At 72.0% G+C, this 21,434-nt stretch carries 20 protein-coding genes; 4 read left to right on the top strand and 16 right to left on the bottom strand.

Annotated features, from left to right (window positions below; all coding sequences use genetic code 11):
* Window positions 1-294: 294 nt before the first annotated feature.
* Together DK419_RS00735 and DK419_RS00730 are read right to left on the bottom strand one after the other, a co-directional pair.
* Window positions 295-1,920 (bottom strand): alpha-D-glucose phosphate-specific phosphoglucomutase, encoded by a 1,626-nt coding sequence (locus tag DK419_RS00735; RefSeq protein WP_109957409.1) that lies wholly within the window; start codon window positions 1,918-1,920, stop codon window positions 295-297.
* Window positions 1,921-2,028: 108 nt separating this feature from the next.
* Window positions 2,029-4,389, bottom strand: coding sequence for a bifunctional diguanylate cyclase/phosphodiesterase (locus DK419_RS00730; RefSeq protein ID WP_109957408.1), 2,361 nt, complete (start codon window positions 4,387-4,389; stop codon window positions 2,029-2,031).
* A 250-nt stretch (window positions 4,390-4,639) separates the two neighbouring features.
* On the opposite strand from DK419_RS00730, the gene DK419_RS00725 reads away from it, so the two are divergent.
* Window positions 4,640-5,203: an ankyrin repeat domain-containing protein gene (locus DK419_RS00725; RefSeq protein WP_245442776.1), complete on the top strand. Its 564-nt coding sequence runs from the start codon at window positions 4,640-4,642 to the stop codon at window positions 5,201-5,203.
* Here DK419_RS00725 and DK419_RS00720 read toward each other — a convergent pair.
* From DK419_RS00720 to DK419_RS00685, 9 genes are all read right to left on the bottom strand, one after another.
* Window positions 5,200-6,261, bottom strand: a complete 1,062-nt coding sequence (locus DK419_RS00720) for a lysylphosphatidylglycerol synthase domain-containing protein (protein ID WP_245442775.1) — start codon at window positions 6,259-6,261, stop codon at window positions 5,200-5,202. The two genes, DK419_RS00725 and DK419_RS00720, sit on opposite strands and share 4 nt — an antisense overlap.
* On the bottom strand, window positions 6,258-6,590 hold the full coding sequence (locus DK419_RS29120; RefSeq protein WP_208642258.1) for a (2Fe-2S) ferredoxin domain-containing protein: 333 nt from the start codon (window positions 6,588-6,590) through the stop codon (window positions 6,258-6,260). Before DK419_RS29120 ends, DK419_RS00720 begins: the two co-directional genes overlap by 4 nt.
* A gap of 142 nt (window positions 6,591-6,732) precedes the next feature.
* Complete coding sequence (locus DK419_RS00715; protein ID WP_245442964.1) at window positions 6,733-7,923, bottom strand: ABC transporter substrate-binding protein; 1,191 nt, start codon at window positions 7,921-7,923, stop codon at window positions 6,733-6,735.
* A gap of 93 nt (window positions 7,924-8,016) precedes the next feature.
* On the bottom strand, window positions 8,017-9,036 hold the full coding sequence (locus DK419_RS00710) for an ABC transporter ATP-binding protein (protein ID WP_109957406.1): 1,020 nt from the start codon (window positions 9,034-9,036) through the stop codon (window positions 8,017-8,019).
* A gap of 7 nt (window positions 9,037-9,043) precedes the next feature.
* The gene (locus DK419_RS00705; RefSeq protein ID WP_167450815.1) at window positions 9,044-10,102 is read right to left on the bottom strand and encodes an ABC transporter ATP-binding protein; all 1,059 of its coding nucleotides are present in this window, start codon (window positions 10,100-10,102) and stop codon (window positions 9,044-9,046) included.
* Window positions 10,099-11,013, bottom strand: coding sequence for an ABC transporter permease (locus DK419_RS00700; protein WP_109957404.1), 915 nt, complete (start codon window positions 11,011-11,013; stop codon window positions 10,099-10,101). Before DK419_RS00700 ends, DK419_RS00705 begins: the two co-directional genes overlap by 4 nt.
* A 4-nt stretch (window positions 11,014-11,017) precedes the next feature.
* Window positions 11,018-11,971 (bottom strand): ABC transporter permease, encoded by a 954-nt coding sequence (locus tag DK419_RS00695; RefSeq protein ID WP_109957403.1) that lies wholly within the window; start codon window positions 11,969-11,971, stop codon window positions 11,018-11,020.
* Between the two features lie 277 nt (window positions 11,972-12,248).
* Complete coding sequence (locus tag DK419_RS00690) at window positions 12,249-13,871, bottom strand: ABC transporter substrate-binding protein (protein ID WP_109957402.1); 1,623 nt, start codon at window positions 13,869-13,871, stop codon at window positions 12,249-12,251.
* 150 nt (window positions 13,872-14,021) lie between these two features.
* The gene (locus tag DK419_RS00685; protein ID WP_245442774.1) at window positions 14,022-14,564 is read right to left on the bottom strand and encodes a TetR/AcrR family transcriptional regulator; all 543 of its coding nucleotides are present in this window, start codon (window positions 14,562-14,564) and stop codon (window positions 14,022-14,024) included.
* A 49-nt stretch (window positions 14,565-14,613) separates the two neighbouring features.
* Between DK419_RS00685 and DK419_RS00680 the strand changes: the two genes are divergently transcribed.
* Window positions 14,614-15,087: a DUF2306 domain-containing protein gene (locus DK419_RS00680; protein WP_342587208.1), complete on the top strand. Its 474-nt coding sequence runs from the start codon at window positions 14,614-14,616 to the stop codon at window positions 15,085-15,087.
* On the opposite strand, the gene DK419_RS00675 is transcribed toward DK419_RS00680, so the two are convergent.
* Window positions 15,053-16,675 (bottom strand): isovaleryl-CoA dehydrogenase, encoded by a 1,623-nt coding sequence (locus DK419_RS00675; protein ID WP_109957399.1) that lies wholly within the window; start codon window positions 16,673-16,675, stop codon window positions 15,053-15,055. The two genes, DK419_RS00680 and DK419_RS00675, sit on opposite strands and share 35 nt — an antisense overlap.
* Before the next feature lie 185 nt (window positions 16,676-16,860).
* On the opposite strand from DK419_RS00675, the gene DK419_RS00670 reads away from it, so the two are divergent.
* On the top strand, window positions 16,861-18,102 hold the full coding sequence (locus DK419_RS00670; protein WP_109957398.1) for an FAD-dependent oxidoreductase: 1,242 nt from the start codon (window positions 16,861-16,863) through the stop codon (window positions 18,100-18,102).
* Window positions 18,103-18,112: 10 nt separating this feature from the next.
* Here the strand turns inward: DK419_RS00670 and DK419_RS00665 are convergent, their stop codons facing one another.
* Window positions 18,113-18,862: a sulfate transporter family protein gene (locus DK419_RS00665; RefSeq protein WP_109957397.1), complete on the bottom strand. Its 750-nt coding sequence runs from the start codon at window positions 18,860-18,862 to the stop codon at window positions 18,113-18,115.
* A gap of 163 nt (window positions 18,863-19,025) precedes the next feature.
* Between DK419_RS00665 and DK419_RS00660 the strand changes: the two genes are divergently transcribed.
* Complete coding sequence (locus DK419_RS00660) at window positions 19,026-19,415, top strand: DUF3775 domain-containing protein (RefSeq protein WP_109957396.1); 390 nt, start codon at window positions 19,026-19,028, stop codon at window positions 19,413-19,415.
* A 46-nt stretch (window positions 19,416-19,461) separates the two neighbouring features.
* Here the strand turns inward: DK419_RS00660 and DK419_RS00655 are convergent, their stop codons facing one another.
* The 3 genes from DK419_RS00655 to DK419_RS28420 all read right to left on the bottom strand — a co-directional run bounded on the left by DK419_RS00655 (window position 19,462) and on the right by DK419_RS28420 (window position 21,396).
* Window positions 19,462-19,812 (bottom strand): hypothetical protein, encoded by a 351-nt coding sequence (locus DK419_RS00655; RefSeq protein WP_109957395.1) that lies wholly within the window; start codon window positions 19,810-19,812, stop codon window positions 19,462-19,464.
* A 10-nt stretch (window positions 19,813-19,822) separates the two neighbouring features.
* The gene (locus DK419_RS00650; RefSeq protein WP_109957394.1) at window positions 19,823-21,061 is read right to left on the bottom strand and encodes a hypothetical protein; all 1,239 of its coding nucleotides are present in this window, start codon (window positions 21,059-21,061) and stop codon (window positions 19,823-19,825) included.
* A gap of 152 nt (window positions 21,062-21,213) precedes the next feature.
* The gene (locus tag DK419_RS28420) at window positions 21,214-21,396 is read right to left on the bottom strand and encodes a hypothetical protein (protein WP_162561101.1); all 183 of its coding nucleotides are present in this window, start codon (window positions 21,394-21,396) and stop codon (window positions 21,214-21,216) included.
* Between the last annotated feature and the right edge of the window lie 38 nt (window positions 21,397-21,434).

Here is a 21,434-nt window from a genome sequence, read left to right as displayed (position 1 = left end):
CGGTCAGGTTTCCCGGCCGGCGGGGATATTCTCCCCTGCAACGGGCAGGGCTGCCCGGCAAAGGGGGAGGCGCGAGTTTCGCCTCTCCTCGCGGGTGGAGCGAGGGTGAGGGGGTCTCGACGAGTGAGGCTCCTCTGGAACCACCCCCTCACCACCGCGGCGAACCTGCGGTTCGCAGCTCCCTGAGCCCCTTCGGAGTTCAGGCCTCTCCCCGCCCGCGGGGAGAGGGGATCCCCGCGCTTTGATCGTCCCCGTGCAGCCTCTTGCAACGGTTGAGGGGTCGTTCCACCCCGCTCAGGTCACGACCGACGGCTCCGTCCGGCCGGTATGCTGCGCGATCCCCGCGATCGCCTCCGCGGCGGCCACGACCGGGGCCAGCATCTCGGCGGTCGGCGCGTCGAGCCGGTCCTTCGAGAAGCGCTCGAGATAGACCCTGAGCGTCGCCCCGACCGTGCCGGTGCCCGACAGGCGGAAGACCACGCGGGCATCCTCGCGGAACAGGATCCGCACGCCCTGGCGCGCCGTCACCGAGCCGTCGACCGGGTCGGTATAGGCGAAGTCGTCGGCGGTCTCGACGGTGAGCCCGCCGAAGCTCTGACCCGGCAGCCCGGCGAGTTTTTCGCGAAGGGCCGTCATCAGGCCCTCGGCGGCGGCGCTCTCCACCTCCTCGTAATCGTGGCGGGCGTAGTAGTCGCGGCCATAGGTTGCCCAGTGGTCGCGCACCACCCGGTCGGCGGGCTTGGCCGTCGCCGCGAGCAGGTTGAGCCAGAGCAGCACCGCCCACAGCCCGTCCTTCTCGCGCACGTGGTTCGAGCCGGTGCCGGCGCTCTCCTCGCCGCAGAGCGTGATCCGCCCGGCATCGAGCAGGTTGCCGAAGAACTTCCAGCCGGTCGGGGTCTCGAAGGCCGGGATGCCGAGGGACGCCGCGACCCGGTCGGCGGCGCGGCTCGTCGGCATCGAGCGGGCGATGCCCGAGAGCCCGTCCCGGTAGCCCGGCGCGAGATGCGCGTGGGCGGCCAGGATCGCCAGGCTGTCGCTCGGGGTGACGAAGAGGTGGGGCGCCACGATCATGTTGCGGTCGCCGTCGCCGTCGGAGGCCGCGCCGAAATCGGGCGCGTCGGGGCCGGTCATCTCGGCCATCAGGTCGTGGGCGTGGACCGGGTTCGGGTCCGGGTGGTGGCCGCCGAAATCGGGCAGCGGCTCGGCGTTGACCACCGTGCCGGCGGGAGCGCCGAGGCGCCGCTCCAGGATCTCCACGGCGTAGGGGCCGGTCACCGCGCTCATCGCGTCGAAGCGCATCCGGAAGCCGGAGCGGAACAGGGCCGCGATGGCGGGAAAGTCGACCAGGGTCTCCATCAGCGCGGCGTAATCCGCCACCGGATCGATCACCGTGACGGTGGCCCCGGCCAGAGTGACGTCGCCGAGCGCGTCGAGGTCGATGTCGTCGGCCTCGACGATGCGGTACTCGGTGATCGCCTTGGTGCGGGCGAAGATCGCCTCGGTCACCGGCTCGGGCGCCGGGCCGCCGTTGCGGCCGTTGAACTTGATGCCGAAATCGCCCTCAGGTCCGCCCGGGTTGTGGCTCGCCGAGAGCACCACGCCGCCGATCGCGCCGTACTGGCGGATCACGCAGGAGGCCGCCGGGGTCGAGAGCAGGCCGCCGCGGCCGACCAGGATGCGCGCGAAGCCGTTGGCGGCCGCGATCTTCAGGGTCGTCTGCACCACCTCGCGGTTGAGGAAGCGCCCGTCGCCGCCGACCACCAGGGTGGTGCCGGCCCGGTCGGGCAGGCAGTCGAAGATCGCCTGGACGAAATTCTCGACGTAAGTCGGCTGGCGGAAGACCGGCACCTTCTTGCGCAGGCCCGAGGTGCCGGGCTTCTGGTCGGGGAAGGGCTGCGTGGCGACGGCCTTGACGGTCATGGGGTCTCGTCTCGGTAGGGGCGGGGCCTGAACGGCCCCTCAGCCGCGCTTATGCCGCCTCGCGCCGCCGGCTTCCAGCCCGCGCGGCCGGTTTCGCGGGCAGGCCGCCTACGCGGCGTCCTCGGCGGGAAGGGCTCGGCCCGTCGTCAGGTGCCGGAAGCCGTCGATCGGGCCGGGGCGGCCGAACAGGTATCCTTGCGCCTCGTGACAGGCCTCGGCGCCGAGGAAGGCCAGCTCGGCCGAGGTCTCGACGCCCTCCGCCAGGACCGGCAGGCCGAGGCCGCGACCCAGGCCCAGCACCGAGCGCACGATCGTGGCGGCCTGCTCGCTCGTGTCGACGGAGCGGGTGAAGGAGGAATCGATCTTGATCTTGTCGAACGGGAAGGCGCGCAGGTTCGACAGCGACGAGTAGCCGGTGCCGAAATCGTCCATCGCGATCCGCACCCCCATCGCCTTGACCCGCCTGAGCGTCGCCAGCGCCCGCGGCAGGTCGCGGATCAGCGCCGTCTCGGTGATCTCGAGCTCCAGCCGGGCGGGCGAGAGGCCGGTGACGACCAGGACCTCGTGGACCAGCTCGGCGAAGCCCGGGGCGTGGAGCTGGACCGCCGAGACGTTGACGGCGATGCGCAGGGGCTTCTCCCACGAGGCGGCCTCGCGGCAGGTCTCGCGCAGGACCCACTCGCCGATCCCGAGGATGCTGCCGGTCTCCTCGGAGATCGGGATGAACAGGTTCGGCGGCACGGTGCCGCGCTCCGGGTGCTGCCAGCGCAGCAGCGCCTCGAAGCCCACCGTCTCTCCGGTGTCGATGCGGGTCTGGGGCTGGTAGACGACCCTGAGCTCGCCCCGCTCGACGGCGTGACGCAGGTCGTGCTCGAGGGAGCGCCGCTCGCGGACCTGCGCGCCCATCCGCGCCTCGTAGAAGCGCAGGCGGCCGCGGCCCTCCTGCTTGGCGCGGTAGAGCGCGGTGTCGGCCTGGACCATCAGGGTCTCGGCCTCCTCGCCGTCGTGCGGGAAGAGCGCGATGCCGAGGCTCGCCGCCGCGATCGCGCCGGCCGGACCGATCTCGGCCTGCCGCAGGGCGTCGAGGATCGCCTCGCCGAGCGCCTCGGCGGCGGCGGCATCGAGGTTCGGCGCCAGCACCGCGAACTCGTCGCCGCCGAGCCGGGACAGCATCTGGCCCGGGGCGAGCGCTCCGGCGATCGCCGCGCAGACCGCGCGCAGCAGGGCGTCGCCGGCGGCGTGGCCGAACAGGTCGTTGACCTCCTTGAACCGGTCGAGGTCGGCGCACAGGACCGCCAGCGGCCGGCCGGCGGCCCTCGCCAGCGCCAGCTCCTGCGCCAGCCGGTCGTTGAAGCTGGTGCGGTTCGGCGAGCCTGTCAGCGCGTCGTGATGGGCGAGGTAGGCGATGCGCGCCTCGGCGCGCTTGCGCGCCCGGAGATCCCGCACCGCCAGGGCGGCGTGCGGCCGGCCGGCGAAGTCGATCGTGCGCCGGATGACCTCGACCGGGATCGTCCCGCCCTCGGCCCGGCGCAGCTGCGCCTCGGGCGCCTCGGCGCCGGCCACGGCCGGCTCGGCGAGGAGGTCCGCCAGGACCGCCCCGGTCAGCGCCTCGGCCGGGCGGCCGACGAGGTCGGCGAAGCTGTCGTTGACGGTCACGATCCGGTCGCCGTCGCAGACCACCAGCCCCTCGACGGCGGCGTTGGCGAGCCCGCGCATCCGGTCGCCCTCGAGTACCGAGCGGCGCTCGTCGCGCAGGTGCAGCCACAAGCCGGCGAAGGCCAGGACCAGGATCGTGATGCTGGCGATGGCCACCGCCACGGCGAGCATCTCCGCCGGCACCGCGGTGCCCGACAAGGCCACGCTCGGGTCCGGGACGATCACGGCGGCCGTCATCGCGGTGAAGTGCAGGCCGCAGATGCCCAGCACCATCAGGCCGGCCCCGACGAGCTTCGTCCGGACCGAGCCGTCCCGCAGGGTGGCGGCGAGCGCGAGGCTGCCGAGCCCGGTCCCGGCCGCGAGCGCCGCCAGGACCAGGCCGAGATCCCAGGCGATGCGGCCCGCGACCTCGAACGCCGCCATGCCGGTGAAGTGCATCGCGCCGACGCCGAGGCCGATCTGCGCGCCGCCGAGCCAGGCGGCGGCAGGCAGGGCCGGCCGCAGGGCGATCCAGAAGCCGGCTGCCGTCATGCCGATCCCGATCGTCAGGGACAGCCCGGTCAGGCCGAGGTCGTAGGCCGAGGCGATGCCGGGCGAGAAGGCCAGCATGGCGATGAAGTGCGTCGCCCAGATCCCGGTCCCGCCCGCCAGGGCGGCGGTGAGGAGCCAGAGCCGGCGCCCCTTCCCGGCGCTCACGCGGGCGTGATCGAGGAGCGTCAGGCTGGTCGCCGCAGCGAGATTGCACACGACGGCTGCGAGGAAAACCAACTTGAGGTCGTGATTTCCGGTAATACAATCATAGAGGGCGGTCACGACGTGTTTCTCACGCTCGGGAGCTTTGTCGCGCTCAAGATGCCCAGGCGGCGATGAATATCCATGCTATAGCTTCGCCGTGCAGCGTGGTTCCGCGGCGTGTAGTGAATCTGTTCCTAATGCCCTGACGGCAGGGCGCCGCCCGGCATCCCCGGCCGCGCCTTGCCGGCGCCCCTCTTGGCGGCGCCCCTCTTGGCGGCGCCCCTCTTGGCGGCGCCCCCGCCCGCCCGATATGCCGCGTCGACGAGGAATGGACGCGAACGCGATGCAGAACGAGGAGCCGGATGCCCCGGCGCGGCCGGCGATGGACGAGGATACGATCGCCTTCGCGGGCCGGGTGTTCCAGTATGCCCGGCTCGGCCACCACGCCGAGCTGGCGGAGCTGCTGTCGATGGGCCTGCCGCCCAACCTGCGCAACGACAAGGGCGACACGCTCCTGATGCTCGCGGCCTATCACGGCCACGTCGAGACCGTCGGCGCGCTGATGGCGCACGAGGCCGACCCGGAGATCGCCAACGACCGCGGCCAGACCCCGCTCGCCGCGGCGGCGTTCAAGGGTGCGATGCCGGTGGTGCTCGCTCTCCTCGACGGCGGGGCGGCGATCGACGGCGCCGGCCCGGACGGGCGCACCGCCCTGATGACGGCCGCGATGTTCAACCGGGTCGAGATGGTGGAGGCCCTGCTCGCCCGCGGCGCCGATCCGGCCCGCCGCGACGCGAGCGGCCACACCGCCGAGACCGCCGCCCGCGCCATGAGCGCGCCCGACACGCCGGACGTGCTGGCCCGGGCGGCAGCGGCGAAGGCGGATCGTTAGATCGCGGGTGGCGCCGCCTTCGGCGCCATCAGCCCGCGCCGGGCCTCGATCGCCTGCCAGGCCATCAGCCCCGGCAGGCCCAGCACCACGTCCGGCACCCGCTTGACCAGCGAGAGGGCGAGCGCGGTGTGCGGATCGATGCCGAACAGGCTGCCGAGGAGCACGAAGCCGCCCTCCTGGACGCCGAGCCCGCTCGGGACCGGGAAGGCCGCGGACTTGATCGCCTGGCTGAGCGACTCGAGCACCACCGCCTCGGCGAGCGTCACCCCGTCGATGCCGATGCACCGGAGCGCGATCCAGATCTCCAGCGCGCCGAGGAACCAGGCCGCGAGATGGAGCAGGAAGCCCTGGCCCAGGGGCAGCCAGCGCCGGCGGTCCCAGACCGCGTCGAGGGCGGCCTGCACGCCGCCGCCGGCCGGGCCTGCGCCGCCCTCCGCCGCGAAGCGGCGGGCGAGCGCCGTCACGCGCCGCTCGATCGCGCCGGCGCCGCCGTAGCGCTGGACCGCGAAGAAGGCGGCGAGCACGACGCCGCTCAGGACGAGTCCCTTGGCGCACCACGCCGCCAGGGTCGCCGCCTGCTCGCCCTCGATCCGGCTCAGCAGCACCACGCCGGTCAGCGCGAACAACGTCTGGGTGACGACCTGGAAGAACATGTCGACCAGGATGCCGGCGGCGCTCGCCGCGCCGGTCACGCCCCAGAAGGTGAGGAGGCGCGCGCCCAGCACCTCGCCGCCGACCGAGGCGACGGGCAGGAGCACGTTGACGCCCTCGCGCACGAAGCGCAGCAGCACGAACGGGCCGGTGGCGACACCGACGAGGCCGGTGAGGACCCGGGCCCAGGCGACGCCGCACAGCCCGATGATCGCGACCCGCACCAGCACCACCGCACCGATGCCGAGGAGGCCGACGCGCCCGAAGGCGTCCGCCACCGCGCCGACGTCGTTCGCGGCGACGAGCCACAGCGCCAGCACGACGCCGATCGCGGCGCCGAGGAGCGGCACCCGCCGCAGCAGGCGGCGGCCGAGGCCCGGGCCCGTGCCGGCTCGCACCGCCGTCACGGCCGATCGGTCCGCGCGGGCAGCAGGGCGTCGAGCATCGCCGCCGGCTCCAGGGAGGGGTCGATCACCACGAGGCGGCCGGCCCCGAGGGAGCCGGTGGTGGCGAGCGTCAGGCTGCGCTTCGGGCACAGGCCGAGGCATCCGGTCTCGACCACCCGCACCTTGCGGCCGCGGCGATCCGCCTTCAGGGCGCGCTTCAGCCCGCCCCGCACCGCCTTGGCGCCGACCCCCTGCCGCTTGGCGCACTTGGCGCACACCATCACGATCTCGGCGAACGGTGCGGCCGCCGCCTTGACTGGTCCGCGTTTCGTCACCGGCGCCTTGCTCACCGCGTCCTGGTCTCCCGTTGCGTGTTCCGCGTCCGGGCCGGGGTTACCCTCCGGCCGGACCGGGTGCAACGCGGCATGACGCGGCGTCGGGACGCCGCGCCGTCACGGTCTCCCGCGGCGACAGCCCGCGGTCGGCCCTCGATCAGCTCTTGCCGACGAGCGGGCAGCCGCCCTGGTTCATCGGCTTGAACGCCTGGTCGCCGGGGATCGTCGCGAGCTTGTTGTAGACGTCCCAGGGTCCCTTCGACTCGGATGGCTTCTTGACCTCGAACAGGTACATGTCGTGGATCGTGCGGCCGTCGGCCCGGACCATGCCCTTGCCGAACAGCGGGTCGTCGGTCGGGTTGGCCTTCATCCACTCCATGACGACCTTGGGGTCCTTCGACTTCGTCGCCGAGACCGCCTTCAGGTAGTGCATCATCCCGCCGTAGACGCCGGCCTGGTTCATGCTCGGCATGTTGCCGTTCGCCTTCTTGGCGAAGCGCTGCGAGAAGGCCCGGGTCCCGTCGTTCAGGTCCCAGTAGAACGCCTCCGTCAGCACCAGCCCCTTGGCGATCTCGAGGCCGAGCGCCTTGGCGTCCTGGGCGTAGAACAGCAGGGCCGCGAGCTTCTGCCCACCCTCGGTGAGGCCGAACTCGTGGGCCTGCTTGACGGCGTTGATGGTGTCGCCGCCGGCATTGGCGAGCCCGACCACCTTGGAACCCGAGGCCTGCGCCTGGAGCAGGAAGGAGGAGAAGTCGCTGGCCGGGAACGGCACCCGGGCGGAGCCCAGGACCTTGCCGCCGTTGCGCGTCACGACGGCCGCGGTCTCGTTCTGGAGCGATTGCCCGAAGGCGTAGTCCGCCGTCAGGAAGAACCAGGTGTTGCCGCCGCGCTTGACCATCTCGCCGCCGGTGCCGTTGGCGAGCGCGTAGGTGTCGTAGGTCCAGTGGATGGTATTGGGAGAGCACTGCGAACCGGTCAGGTCGGTGGTGCCGGCGCCCGAGTTGATGAAGATCTTGTTCTTCTCGCGGGTGACCTGGCTGACCGCGAGCGCCACCGACGATGTCGGCACGTCGAAGATCGCGTCGACGCCGTCGCGGTCGTACCATTGCCGCGCGATGCCGGCGCCGACATCCGGCTTGTTCTGGTGGTCGGCGGAGACGATCTCGACCTGGATGGTCTTGTCGATCGCCGCGAAGTCTTCCGCCGCGAGCTGCGCCGCGGCGACCGATCCCTTGCCGCCGATATCGGAATAGACACCCGACATGTCGTTCAGGATGCCGACCTTGACGCTCGTCTGGGCCGACGAGGACGCCACCGACAGCAACAGACACCCGGCGGACACCAGCACACGCTTCACACCCAGCAAGACGACCTCCCGATTGACGCTTGTTATCGGTGCAGGAGGCGCCACGCCGGCAGATTCGTCAAGGTCGCGTTTCGCTCAGAGCACCGGCCTCGTCTCGCCGAGGCGGATGCAGCGCGCGGCGTGGCCCGGCGCGATGTCCGCCCGCGCCGGCAGGCCCTCCCGGCAGGCCGGGACGGCGAGGGGGCAGCGGGGCTCGAACGGGCAGCCCGGGGGCGGCTCGGCGAGGTCCGGGGGCGAGCCCGGGATGGTGGCGAGCCGCACCCCCTTCGGCGAATCCGGGGTGATGCGCGAGGCGAGCAGCCCCTGCGTGTAGGGGTGCGCCGGCCGGCCGATCACGTCGCCGCTCGCCCCGACCTCGACGAGGTGGCCGCCATACATCACGGCGACCCGGTCGGCGACCTGCACGGCGACGCCGACATCGTGGGTGACGAAGATCACGGCGAGGCCGAGGTCGCGCTGCAACTCGCGCAGGAGCAGCAGAATCTGGATCTGCACCGTCGCGTCGAGGGCGGTCGTCGGCTCGTCGGCGAGCAGCACCTTGGGCCGGCAGGCGAGCGCCAGAGCGATCATCGCCCGCTGGCGCATGCCGCCGGACAGCTCGTGCGGGTAGGCCTCGAGGCGCCGCGCCGGGGAGGGGATGTGGACGCGCTCGAACAGTTCGAGCGCCCGGGCCCTCGCGGCGGCGCGGGAGGCGCCCTCGTGGCGCATCACGGCTTCCGCGATCTGGTCGCCGATGCGGTAGACCGGATCGAGGGCGAGGCCCGGATCCTGGAAGATCATCGCGACCGTGCCGCCGCGATAGGCCGAGAGCGCCCGCCGCTTCAGGCCGAGCACGTCGTGGCCGTCGACCCGGAGATGCCCGCCGATGCGGGTGCGGGATTCCGGCAGCAATCGCATCAGGGCCCGCAGGGTCACGGACTTGCCCGAGCCCGATTCCCCGAGCAGCGCCAGGGCCTCGCCGGCGCGGATGGTGACATCGACCCCGCCGACCGCCCGGACCGGTTTTCGGCCGCCGAGGAAATCGACCGTCAGGCCGCGGACCTCGATCAGGGCGCCGGAGGCCGCGGTGTCGTTCGCGCGCAAGGGTGCGTTCATGATCGCCTCACGCCGCCAGCGGGACCGGGGGAGCGTCGGGATGGCCGGAGCCGGCGACCGCCATGTGGCAAGCCGCGAAATGGGCCGGCGCCACCGGGTCGAGGCCGGGCTCGCGCGTCCGGCAGACCTCCGCGGCGAACCGGCAGCGGGTGTGGAAGCGGCAGCCCGGGGGCGGGTTGATCGGGTTCGGCGGGTCGCCGGTCAGCGGCGCTTCCTCCAGCCGCGCCTCCGGGTCGGTCGAGGGCTGGGAGGCCAGCAAGGCCGCCGTGTAGGGGTGGCGCGGCGACCCGAGGATGGCGTCGGCCGGGCCGATCTCGGCGATCCGGCCGAGATACATCACCATCACCCGGTCGGACATGAAGCGCACGACGTTGAGGTCGTGCGAGATGAAGATGTAGGTCAGCCCGAATTCCTGCTTGAGATCGGTCAGCAGGTTCAGCACCTGCGCCTCCACCGACTTGTCGAGGGCCGAGACCGCCTCGTCGAGGATGAGGAGCCGCGGCTCGAGGGCGAGGGCGCGAGCGATGTTGACCCGCTGGCGCTGGCCGCCCGAGACCTCGTGCGGGTAGCGCCCGCCGAAGCGCCGCGGCTCGAGGCCGACCTGGCGCAGGAGGTCGTGGGCGCGCGACAACGCCGCCGCCGCGGACAGCCCGTGCGCCTTCGGCCCGAAGGCCACCGATTCCTCGACCGTCAGCCGCGGGTTGAGCGAGGCGTAGGAATCCTGGAACACCATCTGCACCTGGCGGCGATAGGCCTTCAGGTCGAGGGCGCGCGAACCCAGCAGCTCGCCGTCGAAGACGATGTCGCCCCGGTCCTGCCGGGCGATCTGCATCAGCAGGCGCGCCGTCGTCGACTTGCCGCAGCCCGATTCTCCGACCACACCGAGGGTCTCGCCCTTCATCACCGTGAAGTCGATGCCGTCGACGGCGCGGACCGCAGGTCCCTTGCCGAAGAGATTGCCCTTGCCGAACAGCCCGCCCTTGCCGGGAAAGTGCTTCGCCAGGCGCTCGACGGTGAGGAGCGGCTGGGCGGGCCCGCCGCGGTCGCGCGGATCGAGATCGTTCACTGGCGCACCTCCATGGCCGAGCGCAGGCCGTCCGACAGAAGGTTGAAGGAGATCGAGGTGAGGAAGATCATCACGCCCGGCAGCGCCGCGACGACCGGGTTGACGTAGATCGCGGTGCGCAGGGTGTTGAGCATCAAGCCCCATTCCGGCTCCGGCGGCTTCACGCCGAGGCCGAGGAAGGAGAGTCCCGAGGCCAGGATCATCGAGACCGAGATCAGGCTGGTGGCGTAGACGAAGACCGGACCGAGCACGTTGCCGAGCACCTGCACCCGCACCACCGTGAACGGGTTCGCGCCCGAGACCCGGGCGGCCTCGACGTAGTCGCGGTTGCGGATCTGCACCGTGACGCTCTCGGCGACGCGGGTGATCTGCGGCACGAAGACGACGGTGAGCGATACGATCGAGTTGAGGATGCCGGCCCCCAGCGCGCCCGAGAGCGCGATGGCCAGCAGCACCGACGGAAAGGCGAAGAACACGTCGACCACGCGCATGACCAGCGTGTTGACCCAGCCGCCGGCATAGCCCGCGAGGATCCCGAGGCTAGATCCGACGAAGAACGCGATGACGACCGGCAGCACGCCCATGAACAGCGACAGGCGGCCGGCATAGAGGAGGCGGGTGAGCATGTCGCGGCCGAGCTCGTCCGAGCCGAGCCAGTAGGTCGCGTCGCCGACGTGGCGCAGGCGCCGGGCCATCGAGCCCTTGAACGGGTCCATCGGGGCGATCAGCGGCGCGAAGATCGCCGCGAGCACGATGGCCAGGATCACGCAGGCGGCGGCCATCGCGACCGGATCGCGGGCGAGCCGCCGGAGAACGCTGCCCCAGTAGCCGCGCGAGGCCACGACCGGGATCTCTGGCGCGGCGACCGCCGCGACGGGATCGCCGGTGGCGAGCGAGGTCTGAATGGTCATGCGGTCAGGCCCTCTCGATGCGGGGGTCGAGCGCGGTCTGCACCACGTCGACCAGGAGGTTGAGGGTGACGAAGAACATGGCGAGCACCAGGATCGTGCCCTGGAGCAGCGGCAGGTCGCGCTGGAAGATCGCGGCGTTGAGGAGGAAGCCGGTGCCCGGCCAGGCGAACACCGTCTCGATCAGGATCGAGCCGCCGAGCAGGTAGCCGAGTTGCAGCCCCATGATGGCGATGGCGGTGGGGGCCGCGTTCTTGACCACGTGGCGGAAGACGCCGAACTCCGACAGGCCCTTGGCGCGCAGCGCCTGGACGAAGTCCTGGTGCAGGATGTCGCCGACGAGCGCCCGGACTGTGCGGGAGATCACCCCCATGGGGATCACCGACATGGTGATGGCCGGGAGCAGGATGTAGCGCAGGTGCTCGAGGTCGGGCACCCAGTTGCCCGACCCCTGCGGCCCCGCACCGGTCGGCGGCAGCCAGCCGAGGGTGGCCGAGAACACGATCACCAGCACGATGCCGAGCCAGTAATGCGGCACGCTGACCCCGAAGACCGCGATGGCCGAGGCCGCCCGGTCGAGCCAGGAATCGCGGGCATAGCCGGCGACGAAGCCGAAGAAGGTGCCGAAGGTGAAGCCGATCAGCGTCGCGACCGAGGCCAGGATCAGGCTGTTGCCGACGGCGCGGCCGACCTCCGACAGGACCGGGCGGCCGGTGGCGATCGAGGTGCCGAGGTCGCCGTGCAGGATCTTCCAGAGCCACAGGCCGTACTGCACCGGCAGCGGCTTGTCGAAGCCGTAGGCCGCGCGCATCTGCGCCTGCATCTCGGCGGTGGCGTCCACCGGCAGGATCGCGCTCAGCGGATCGCCGGGGGCGAGGTGGACGAGGAGGAAGCATACCAGGCTCACGCCCAGGGCGACTGGGGCGGCGTAGCCGATGCGCTTGAGGATGAAGAGGATCATGGCGAGAGGATCCCGGGGCTGCGCCGGTTGTCGGGGTCGTAATGTGTCAGGCTGGGATGGGCTGTCGTCATGCAGGGTGTTCCAACCCACGACCTCATCCTGAGGTGCGAACGAAGTGAGGCTCGAAGGAGGGCTCCAGCGAGCCCCGTGTCTTCTGGAGCCCTCCGTCGAGGTCAGTCCCCCTTTGATGGACTGACACCTCGGGATGAGGTCGAGGGTTGAGAGCAGGAACCTGTCCGCACTGGCTTCTATCAAGCCAGTGCGGACGAACTGCCGTCTACTTCGCCATCGTGATCGGCGAGAAATCCTGGAACCAGCTCTGGGCCTGGACGAAGCCCTGCACCTTCTTGCTCATCGCCCGCGGGTTGACGTCGTGGGTGACCATCAGGAACAGCGCGTCGTCGACGAATTTCTCGTGCACCCTCTGCAGGACCGCGACCTGGTCCTTCGGCTCGAAGGTCGTGCGGACCTCATCGAACAGCTTGTCCATCGCCGGGTCGCAGTAATATCCCCAGTTGGTGCCGTTCGGCGGCGCCAGGTTGCACTGGGCATGCCGGATGAAGGCGGTGAACGGGTCCTGGATCAGGTAGGAGTAGTTCATCGCGGTGCCGCCCCGCGCGCTGTCGGACTTCGAGCCGGCGCGCCAGATGTTGATGAGCGTGTTCCACTCCACGACCTCGTAATCGACCTTGATGCCGACCTCGGCCAGGTTCTGCTGGATGAACTCGTTCATCGGCAGCGGCTGCATCTGGCCCGAGCCCGAGGCCGAGATCAGCACCTTGGTGACGAGGGGCTTGCTCGGGCCGTAGCCGGCCTCCTTCAGGAGCGCCTTCGCCGCCTCGGGATCGTACGAGAGCTTGAAGCCCGGCTTGCCGAACCACGGATGGCCGGGGGTGAGGAAGCCCTCCGCCGGGGTGGCGAGTCCCCCTAAGAACTCCTTCAGCCCCTCGCGGTCGACCGCGAGGTTCGCGGCCTTGCGCACGCGGACGTCGTTCCACGGCGAGCCCTCGGCCCGCGACAGGTGCCAGGTCCAGTTATGGGGATAGAGGTTGGTGACCAGCGCGAAGCCCGCCGCCTTGAGCGAGGGCACCGCGTCCGGCGCCGGCGCCTCGATCCAGTCGACCTGGCCGGAGCGCAAAGCCGCCACCCGGGCATTGGCCTCGGGGAGAGGTACCAGGACCATGCGGTCGAGCTTCGGCACCCGCGCCTTGTCCCAGTAGGCCTTGTTCGGCACCAGCTCGAGGCGCTCGCGCGGCACGAAGCCCGTCACCTTCCACGGCCCGGTGCCGGAGGGCGCCTTGGCGACCGCGTCCCAGCTCTTGCCCTGCTTCTCCCAGTTGGCGGGAGACGACATCAGGATCCAGGCGAGCTGGTAGGGGAAGGTCGCGTCCGGGTTCTTGGTGACGATCTCGACCGTCATCGGGTCGAGCGCCTTGTAGGAGGCCACCGCCGGGATGCGGGTGCGCCCCTGCGCCGACTGGCGCGGGTCGAATTGCGGGCTGTCCGACTTCAGGAGCTTGTCGAGGTTCCACACCACCGCGTTGGCGTCGAAGCTGGAACCGTCGTGGAAGGTGACGTCGGGCCGGAGCTTGAAGGTCCAGCGGGTCTTGTCGGCGGGGTCGATCGTCCAGGCGGTGGCGAGGCCGGGGGTCAGGTCGGAGGCCTTGTCGGCCCGGCCGAGGTCCCAGTTGATGAGCGCGTCGTACACCGTGTAGCCGGTGAAGCGCATGCCCTCGCCGCCATTGTCGGCCTGGCCGGTGGTGAGCGGGATGTCGGAGGCGGTCATGCCGATGCGCAGCACGCCTTGCGCGCTCGCGGGCCCGGTCAGCGCGAGGGCGAGGGCGAGCCCGGACAGGGTTCGCGCCAGCGGGCGCAGGGGCGGGCGGGTGAGCAGCGGCATCGTTGGACGTCCCCGTCGGTGAATGACGGCAAGTCAGCTGCAAGAGCCCTGCCAATCGGTTCCGTCGCGAAGACCCGGGCCCGGCTGGTTCAGGTGCTCAAATTCTAGGCTGCCTCATTTGCATGCGAACGATTCGCGGCGACGGTGCCATCACAGCAGGCAGGCCTCCGCCCGCGCGGCGTCGATCTGCCGGTCGGCGACGAGATGGGCGAGGCCGTGCACCAGGCCCCAGGCGCGCAGGGCCTCGCGCTCGGCGGCGGGTGGCGGCGCCTGCTCCGCCACCACGCTCCGCAGCGTCCCGAACGCGTCCGCCGCGGCCGCGGCAAGGTCGGGATGCGACGCGATCTCGAGGACGCCGCCGAACATCAGCCGGAAGGTCGCGCGGTCGGCCTCGGCGAAGCGCAGGTAGGCGCGCCCGAGGGCGGTGAGCCTCCCAGGCGGCTCCGCCCCGCCGGCCGCCTCGTCGAGCGCCCGCCGCAAGCCCCGGAACCCCTCGACCGCGAGCGCCGCGAGCAGCGCCTCCCGGCTGGGAAAGTGTCGGTAGGGAGCGTTGTGCGACACGCCGGCGAGGCGTGCCGCTTCTCGAAGGGTCACGGCCTCGACGCCGCCGGACCGCAGCAGGTCATGCGCCGCCGCGATCAGGCTGCGGCGCAGGTCGCCGTGATGATACGCGCCGCCCTCGGATGTTGACAATGCCCACACTCCCCGTATGTTGCGCCTGTCAACATACGCGGGATGTCGCGTGCTGCAAGCTGCGGCAGCCCCGTTGCTGGAGGCGTTCATGACCCTGCACCCGCTGCTCCAGGCCTCGCCGGTGATCCAGGTCCACGCCGCGGCGGCCGTCGCCGCCCTGGTGCTCGGGGCGCTGCAATTCGGCCTGCGGCGGGGCGGGCGCCGGCACCGGCTGATGGGCAAGTTCTGGGTCGGCCTGATCGCGCTGGTGGCGCTCAGCTCCTTCGGCATCTCGGGCCTGCGGCAGGTCGGGCCGTTCAGCTGGATCCACGGCCTGTCGGTCTTCACCCTCGGCGGCCTGGTGCTGGCGGTCGCCTTTGCCCGGCAGGGACGCATCGTCGCCCATCGCAGGGCGATGATCGGGCTCTATCTCGGCGCGCTGGTCATCACCGGTTTGTTCACGCTGCTGCCCGGACGGATCATGGGGCACGTGGTGTTCGGAACGGGCATCACGGCAGGGCCCGGGCCAGCAGCATCTCGGTGACGGCTCCGACGCCGTTCGCCCCGTACGTCGCCCGCTCCCGCGCGAGCCGCGTCGCCGCGTAGGCTTCCGCCACGGCCGGCGGCGCGCAAGTCGCGAGCGCCGCGGCCGCCGCCAGGGTCGCGAGGCGGCCGGTGGCGAAGCGGGCGCGGGCCTCGGCGTCGGGCGCCTGGAGCGCCGCGACGATGTCGGCGGCGGCCTCCCGCACGCCGGGCAGGCCCTCGGCCTCCTCGGCGAGCTCGGCGACGAGACCGACCGCCTCCTCGGGCGCGCGGGCGGCGGCGCGCAGCACGTCGAGGGCCATGACGGTGCCGGATCCCTCCCAGATCGCGTTGACCGGCGCCTCGCGGTAGAGCCGGGGCAGGGGGCTCTCCTCGACGTAGCCGTTGCCGCCGAGGGCCTCCATCGCCTCGTAGACGAAGCCGGGCGCGGCCTTGCAGACCGCGTACTTCGCCGCCGGCGTGAGGACGCGCATCCGCGCCGCCTCGCCCCGGTCGAAGGCGGCGGCGAGCCGGAAGGCGAGCGCGGTCTGCGCCTCGCTCTCGAGGGCGAGGTCGGCGAGCACCCGGCGCATCGCCGGCTGGTCGGCGAGGGGGGCCTGGAACACCCGGCGGTGGCGGGCGTGGTGGAGGGCCAGCACCAGGGCCATGCGGCACAGGCCCGCCGAGGCGACCGCGCAGTCGAGCCGGGTCAGCTGCACCATCGCCAGGATGGTCGGGACGCCGCGCCCCTCCTCGCCGACGCGCCACCCGAAGGCTTGGCGGAACTCGACCTCGGCGGAGGCGTTCGCGCGGTTGCCGAGCTTGTCCTTGAGCCGCTGCAGGTGAAGGGCGTTGACCGACCCGTCGGGCCGGTGGCGCGGCACCAGCAGGCAGGTCAGGCCGCCGGGCGCTTGGCCCAGCACCAGGAAGCCGTCCGACATCGGGGCCGAGAAGAACCACTTGTGCCCGGTGAGCGCGTAGGTGTCGCCGCCGGCGGGCGCGGCCGTCGTGGTGTTGGCGCGGACATCCGTGCCGCCCTGCTTCTCGGTCATCCCCATGCCGAGGGTGACGCCCGCCTTCTCGTACCAGGGCCGCAAGGACGGGTCGTAGGTCCGGCTCGCGATCCGCGGCAGCCAGGCGGCGAGGTGGTCGGGCGCGCTTCGCAGGGCCGCCACGGCCGCGCTCGTCATGGTCATCGGGCAGAGGTGCCCGCTCTCGACGCCCGCCGCGAGGTAGAACCGCGCCGCCCGCGCGAGGTGCCCGCGTGGCTGCGGCGCGCCCGCCCCCGCCCCGTCCCAGATCGAGGCGTGCAGGCCGTCGGCGACGCTCGCGGCCATCAGGGCGTGGTAGGCCGGGTGGAACTCGACCCGGTCGGCCCGGTGCCCGCGCGCGTCGTGGGTGCGCAAGGCCGGCGGATGCGCGTTGGCGAGGCGGCCGAGGTCGAGGCGCTCCGCCGCGCCCCAGGCCGCGCCGAACGCCGCGAGCCCCTCCGCATCCGCCGGCGCACCGAGCGCCGCGAGCGCTCCCCGCAAGGGGGCGTCGGCGGCGTACAGGTTGGCGTCGCCGAAGGGCGGGCTCTGGTTGAAGACCTCGTGGGTGCCGGCCGTCATCGGGCGATGGTGCCCCGCGGCCGCGAGCCGCGCAACCGGCCCTCGCCTTTCGGCGGTGATGAGGCCGGGGGCACCGGGCTGCTACCATGATGGGCGGCTCGGCGCCGGGCCTGGGCGAGCGGCTCGGCGCCGGGCCTGGGCGAGCGGGTCGAGTGGCCGGCCGTCCCGACGGGGAGGGATCCGCGATGGCAGGACGCATCGTCGTGGTGGGGGGCGGCTTCGCCGGCCTGTGGGCGGCCGCGGCGGCGGCGCGGACCCGGGACGCCCTCGGGCGCGACGACGCCATCACCCTCGTGGCGCCCGGCCGTTCCCACGTCGTGCGGGTGCGCTGCTACGAGGCCGACCTCGCGCCCCTGCGCGTCGCCTACGACGCCGTGCTCGGCCCGATCGGGGTGGACCAGGTCGACGCGACGGCCGCGGCGATCGACCCGGCCGGACGCCGGGTGATCCTGCAGCCCGACCCCGTCGGCGCGACGCCCGCGGCCCTCGGCTACGATCGCCTCGTCCTGGCGGCCGGGAGCGCGATCCACCGCCCGGACGTGCCGGGTGCCGATTGCGCGCTCGACGTCGACACCCTCGCGGGGGCGCAGCGCCTCGCCGCCCATCTCGAGCGTCTCGCCCGCGCGGCGGCGGGCGCCCGCCACGCCGGGCGGTGGGACGCGGTCGTGGTCGGTGGCGGCCTCGTCGGACTGGAGATCGCCTGCGAGCTGCCGGCGCGCCTCGCGCGGGCCCGCGCCCAGGCCGGCGATGCCGGGCCGGTCGGCACGACCCTCGTCGATCCCGCCGCGCAGGCCGGGACCGCGATGGGGGCGGCGGCCCCGGCGATCCGCCAGGCCCTGGCGGCGGCCGGGGTCGCGTATCGCGGCGGCGCGAGCGTCGCGGCGATCGACGCGGCCGGTGTCACCCTGTCCGACGGCGCCCGGCTGCCGGCCCTGACGGTGGTGCTCGCCACCGGCCTGCGGGCGAGCCCGCTCGCCGCGACGCTTCGCGTGCCGCTCGACCCGCTCGGCCGGCTGCCGGTCGACGCGCTCCTGCGGGTCGAGGGCGTGCCCGACATCCTCGCGGCCGGCGACGTCGCGGTGGCGCCGGCCGACGCCGCCGGCCACCGGACCGTGATGTCGTGCCAGCACGCCCGGCCGATGGGCCGGATCGCCGGCCACAACGCCGTCTGCGACCTCGCCGGGCGCCCGCAGGATCGCCTGCCCTTCGCGGCGCCGGACTACGTGACGGTGCTCGATCTCGGCCCCTGGGGCGCCGCCTACACGGCGGGGTGGGAGCGCGAGCACCTGGTCTCGATCGGCGCGGCGGCCAAGGCCGTCAAGCGGGCGATCAACGGCAGCCGGATCTACCCGCCCCCCGGGCGCGACCGCGCCGCGATCCTCGCCGCCGCGGCTCCGGTGATCCAGGTCCGCCCCGCTCCGGGCTGAGGCCGCCGGCTCAGCGCCGGTTCACGTCGAGCCGGTCCCGGTCCATCGCCACCGGCGGGTGGGCCGCCGGCGCCTTCAGCAGGCGGTCGCGGCTCAGGCCCTTGTGGACGTGCACCATCAGGGCGATGCCGAAGAGCGGCGTGACGAGGTTGACGATCGGCACCAGCATCAGCCCGGCGAGGAGCGCGCCGGCGAGCATGACGGTCGCGGTGTGGTATCGCCGCATCGCGCCGGCCTCGGGCAGCGGCCGGAACCGGGCGGCGGCGAGCTCGAAATACTCCCGCCCGAGCAGGTAGGTGTTGGCGAGGAAGAACGCCGCGACGTTGATGCCCGGGACGAGAAGCAGCGCCAGGGCCGCGAGGTTGACGGCGAGTGCCAGCGCGGCGAAGCGCAGGGTGTAGAGCATCGCCTGGGACAGCGGCATCGCTCGGCCCGGCACCTCGTCGGGGAAGTCCGTGCGCTCGACGATCTCGGCGGCGTCGTCGAGGAAGTAGCCCGCCACCAGGATCGAGACCGGCGGCAGGATGTAGGCGAGCCCGACGAACAGTCCGGCCCCGGCCAGGAACGACGCGACGGCGTTGACCATCGCGTAGTCGGTCGAGATCGGGTGCGCGGCGATGAGCGCCGCGATGCCCTTGGAGAGCCCGAACCACACGAGGAACAGGAGCCCGATCGTCAGCCCGAGGGACTTCCACAGGATCTGGCGCAGCGCGGGGGAGAAGACCTGCCGCAGGGCCGCGAAGGCGGCGTTGATCAGCATCGGGACCTCGGGGGTGGACTTGACCGAGGCTCAGGTGAGGGCGAACGCCGCCGCCGTCCAGGGGTGAAACGCGCTCGACGGCGTGACATCGGCGAACCCGTCTCCGCCTCGCGGGTTGAGGCTGCACCATACGTCGCGAGTGCGTCACGAGGAGGTTCGACCGATGGACATCGCCGTTGATAAGGTCAGTGAGTTCATCTTGCGGGCCCGGGCCCTCGACGTGAAGGAGGGGTTGAGCGATCCCGATTCCGGCTCGAACCCGATCGACGACGGCGCCCGCGACGTCCTGGTCGACGGCCCCGACGACGCGACCGAGGAGGAGCTGCGCGAGATGGTCGCCGGCCTCAACGACGACGAGCGCGCCGAACTGGTGGCGATCCTGTTCGTCGGCCGCGGCGACATGGAGCCGGAGGAGTTCCCCGATGCGGTCCGCCTCGCCCGCGAGCGCGAGGCCGCCGGCACCCGCACCGCCGACTACCTCCTGGGCATCCCCAATGTCGGCGACCTGCTCGACGAGGGGCTTGCGGCCCTGGGGCTGAGCTCCGACGTGTGACCGACACCGGAGCGCGCGACCGCGACGGTCGCGCGCTCCGGTGTCCCTACCGCTCCAGGATGAAGTTCAGCTCGGTCTGCCGCTCGGTGACGACGTTGAACGGGAACTTGTAGCGCATGTCGACGGCGGGCAGCGTGCCCGGGCAGGCGATGTAGGACAGCTTGAACTGGCTGTAGCAGACCGCCTGCTGCCGGGCGAGGAAGGCGAGGCGCGGGTTCACGCAGGCGCCGTCCGCGAGCCGGCCTTCCGGGCACGCCGGGGGACGGATCTGGGCCGGCCTCGTCTGGGCCGCGGCCGCTCCCGCGAGGGCGCAGAATGCGGCTCCGGCGAGGAGCAGCGTCTGAGCCGGGCGCATCGTCCGGCGCATGAACGTCCGGGGAGAGATCGTCTGGGCCATGGATGCCTCCTCAGAACCTGATCGTCGCGCCGCCGCCGATGGACCAGCCCGTGTAGGACAGGCGGCCCTCGCCGGTGCCGGTATTGGCGGCCTCGTGCACCCAGAGCCGCTCCCCGCGCAAGGAGAGCGAGACCTGCTCGTTGACCGTGTATTGCAGGAGGCCGCCCGCCCCGTAGCGCTCGCGGGCCGGCAGGAACTGCAGGGTGGTGGGATCGTAGGAATTCGTGTCGCGGTAGAGGTAGCTCGCCGTCGGTCCGAGGGCGAGGGCCCCGGTGGTGTACAGGGTGTCGAGCCCGACGCGGTAGAGGTTGCTGTTCGAGTTGCGCGGCTCGGCGACCAGGCCGGGCAGGAAGGCGCCCGGGACGAAGTTGCGCTCGGTGTGGTTGAACGAGGCGTTGAGCGTCGTGCGCCAGTTCTCCGCCCAGGCGTAGCCGAGCTGGCCCGAGACGCCGATGCGCGAGCCGGAGCGGATCACCGGCACCCGCTCGATGAAGGTCGTGCCGTCCTGGGAGTAGACGAGCGCGACGTTGCCGGTCCACGGGCCCTCCTCGTAGAACAGCGAGGCGGTGACCGAGGTCGTGTCGCCGGAGCGGGTGTGGATGTAAGCGTCGATCCCCGTCAGCGGATCCGGCGGACCCTCGCGGAAATAGGCGCCGCGGGCGGTGTAGCCGAAGGTCAGGTTGAACATCAGGGTCTGCCCGATCGGCACGTTCACGCCGACGCTCGGGCCGATGTTGAAGCCCTCGCCGAAGGTCGGCACGTCGACGAGGTCCGAATCGAACCGCGCGAGGAAGCGCGACCCGGCGAGGTACGAGGTGCCCGTCGGCAGGTTGAGGTTCAGCGAGGCGAAGGGCTGCACCCCGTCGAGACCCAGATAGGTCGCGGTGGCGGACAATTGGGTGTCGAGGGCGGTGCTCACCGCGCCCGACAGGCCGGGCGTCGATTGCCGCGAATCGGCGTAGCCGCCGCGCGCCACGAGGTCGATCCTCAGGTCCGGCACCGGCTGGCCCGAGAAGGACAGGCCGAACGGCAGGTAGAATTGCGAGCCGCTGCCGCGCACGCCGAGCGGCGCGATGCCGACCGGCTGGCCCTTGGTGCCGCTGAAGCTGAAATAGCGGAACTCGGTGTTGAACGTCGTCGTCCAGACCGGCTCGAAGGCCGCCGGCGCGGCCGGTGCGACCGGAAGGTCGGCCGCCTCGGCGGTCCCGCAGAGCAGGCCGAATGCGGCGGCCCATCGTAACACTGTCATCCCGTCCCCCATCCCCTCGCCGCGCCCATCGCTGGGGCAGCGCTCGCGCCGTTCCGGCATGTTCGTTGGCCAGAGAGCCCCGCGTTTCGTCGGTCTTGGTAGTCTTCGATGGTTAACTTAGTGTTAATTTGTTGTATTATTCTCGTTTAATATCAATACAGAAAAACAAGATCATGGATCATGTCCGATGATCCATGATCGGCCTTTCGATTGAATGATTCGACATGGTCGCCATCGATCGAGACCGCTTCAGGAAGACGTTCGTCGTCCGTTGCCGGCTCGGCGACAGTCAGCGCCGCATCCTGCCGGCCCGAATCGCCGGTGAGCGAAAACATCGCATGGCGATAACGTTTCTGCTTCCTCACAAGTGAGG

Source organism: Methylobacterium terrae, from assembly GCF_003173755.1.
Lineage (GTDB): Bacteria > Pseudomonadota > Alphaproteobacteria > Rhizobiales > Beijerinckiaceae > Methylobacterium > Methylobacterium terrae.
The sequence above is the reverse complement of the archived record's forward strand: the minus strand, read 5'-3'. Positions and strand labels throughout refer to the sequence as shown.

What these genes read in the sequence shown, in the direction of transcription:
- DK419_RS00665 (WP_109957397.1), bottom strand. Translation starts at nt 18,862, where the DNA reads ATGCTGATCAACGCCGCCTTCGCGGCCCTGCGGCAGGTCTTCTCCCCC.
- DK419_RS00655 (WP_109957395.1), bottom strand. Translation starts at nt 19,812, where the DNA reads ATGGCCCAGACGATCTCTCCCCGGACGTTCATGCGCCGGACGATGCGC.
- DK419_RS00710 (WP_109957406.1), bottom strand. Translation starts at nt 9,036, where the DNA reads ATGAACGCACCCTTGCGCGCGAACGACACCGCGGCCTCCGGCGCCCTG.
- DK419_RS00650 (WP_109957394.1), bottom strand. Translation starts at nt 21,061, where the DNA reads ATGACAGTGTTACGATGGGCCGCCGCATTCGGCCTGCTCTGCGGGACC.
- DK419_RS00670 (WP_109957398.1), top strand. Translation starts at nt 16,861, where the DNA reads ATGGCAGGACGCATCGTCGTGGTGGGGGGCGGCTTCGCCGGCCTGTGG.
- DK419_RS00675 (WP_109957399.1), bottom strand. Translation starts at nt 16,675, where the DNA reads ATGACGGCCGGCACCCACGAGGTCTTCAACCAGAGCCCGCCCTTCGGC.
- DK419_RS00690 (WP_109957402.1), bottom strand. Translation starts at nt 13,871, where the DNA reads ATGCCGCTGCTCACCCGCCCGCCCCTGCGCCCGCTGGCGCGAACCCTG.
- DK419_RS00725 (WP_245442776.1), top strand. Translation starts at nt 4,640, where the DNA reads ATGGACGCGAACGCGATGCAGAACGAGGAGCCGGATGCCCCGGCGCGG.
- DK419_RS28420 (WP_162561101.1), bottom strand. Translation starts at nt 21,396, where the DNA reads ATGTTTTCGCTCACCGGCGATTCGGGCCGGCAGGATGCGGCGCTGACT.
- DK419_RS00735 (WP_109957409.1), bottom strand. Translation starts at nt 1,920, where the DNA reads ATGACCGTCAAGGCCGTCGCCACGCAGCCCTTCCCCGACCAGAAGCCC.
- DK419_RS00660 (WP_109957396.1), top strand. Translation starts at nt 19,026, where the DNA reads ATGGACATCGCCGTTGATAAGGTCAGTGAGTTCATCTTGCGGGCCCGG.
- DK419_RS00700 (WP_109957404.1), bottom strand. Translation starts at nt 11,013, where the DNA reads ATGACCATTCAGACCTCGCTCGCCACCGGCGATCCCGTCGCGGCGGTC.
- DK419_RS00695 (WP_109957403.1), bottom strand. Translation starts at nt 11,971, where the DNA reads ATGATCCTCTTCATCCTCAAGCGCATCGGCTACGCCGCCCCAGTCGCC.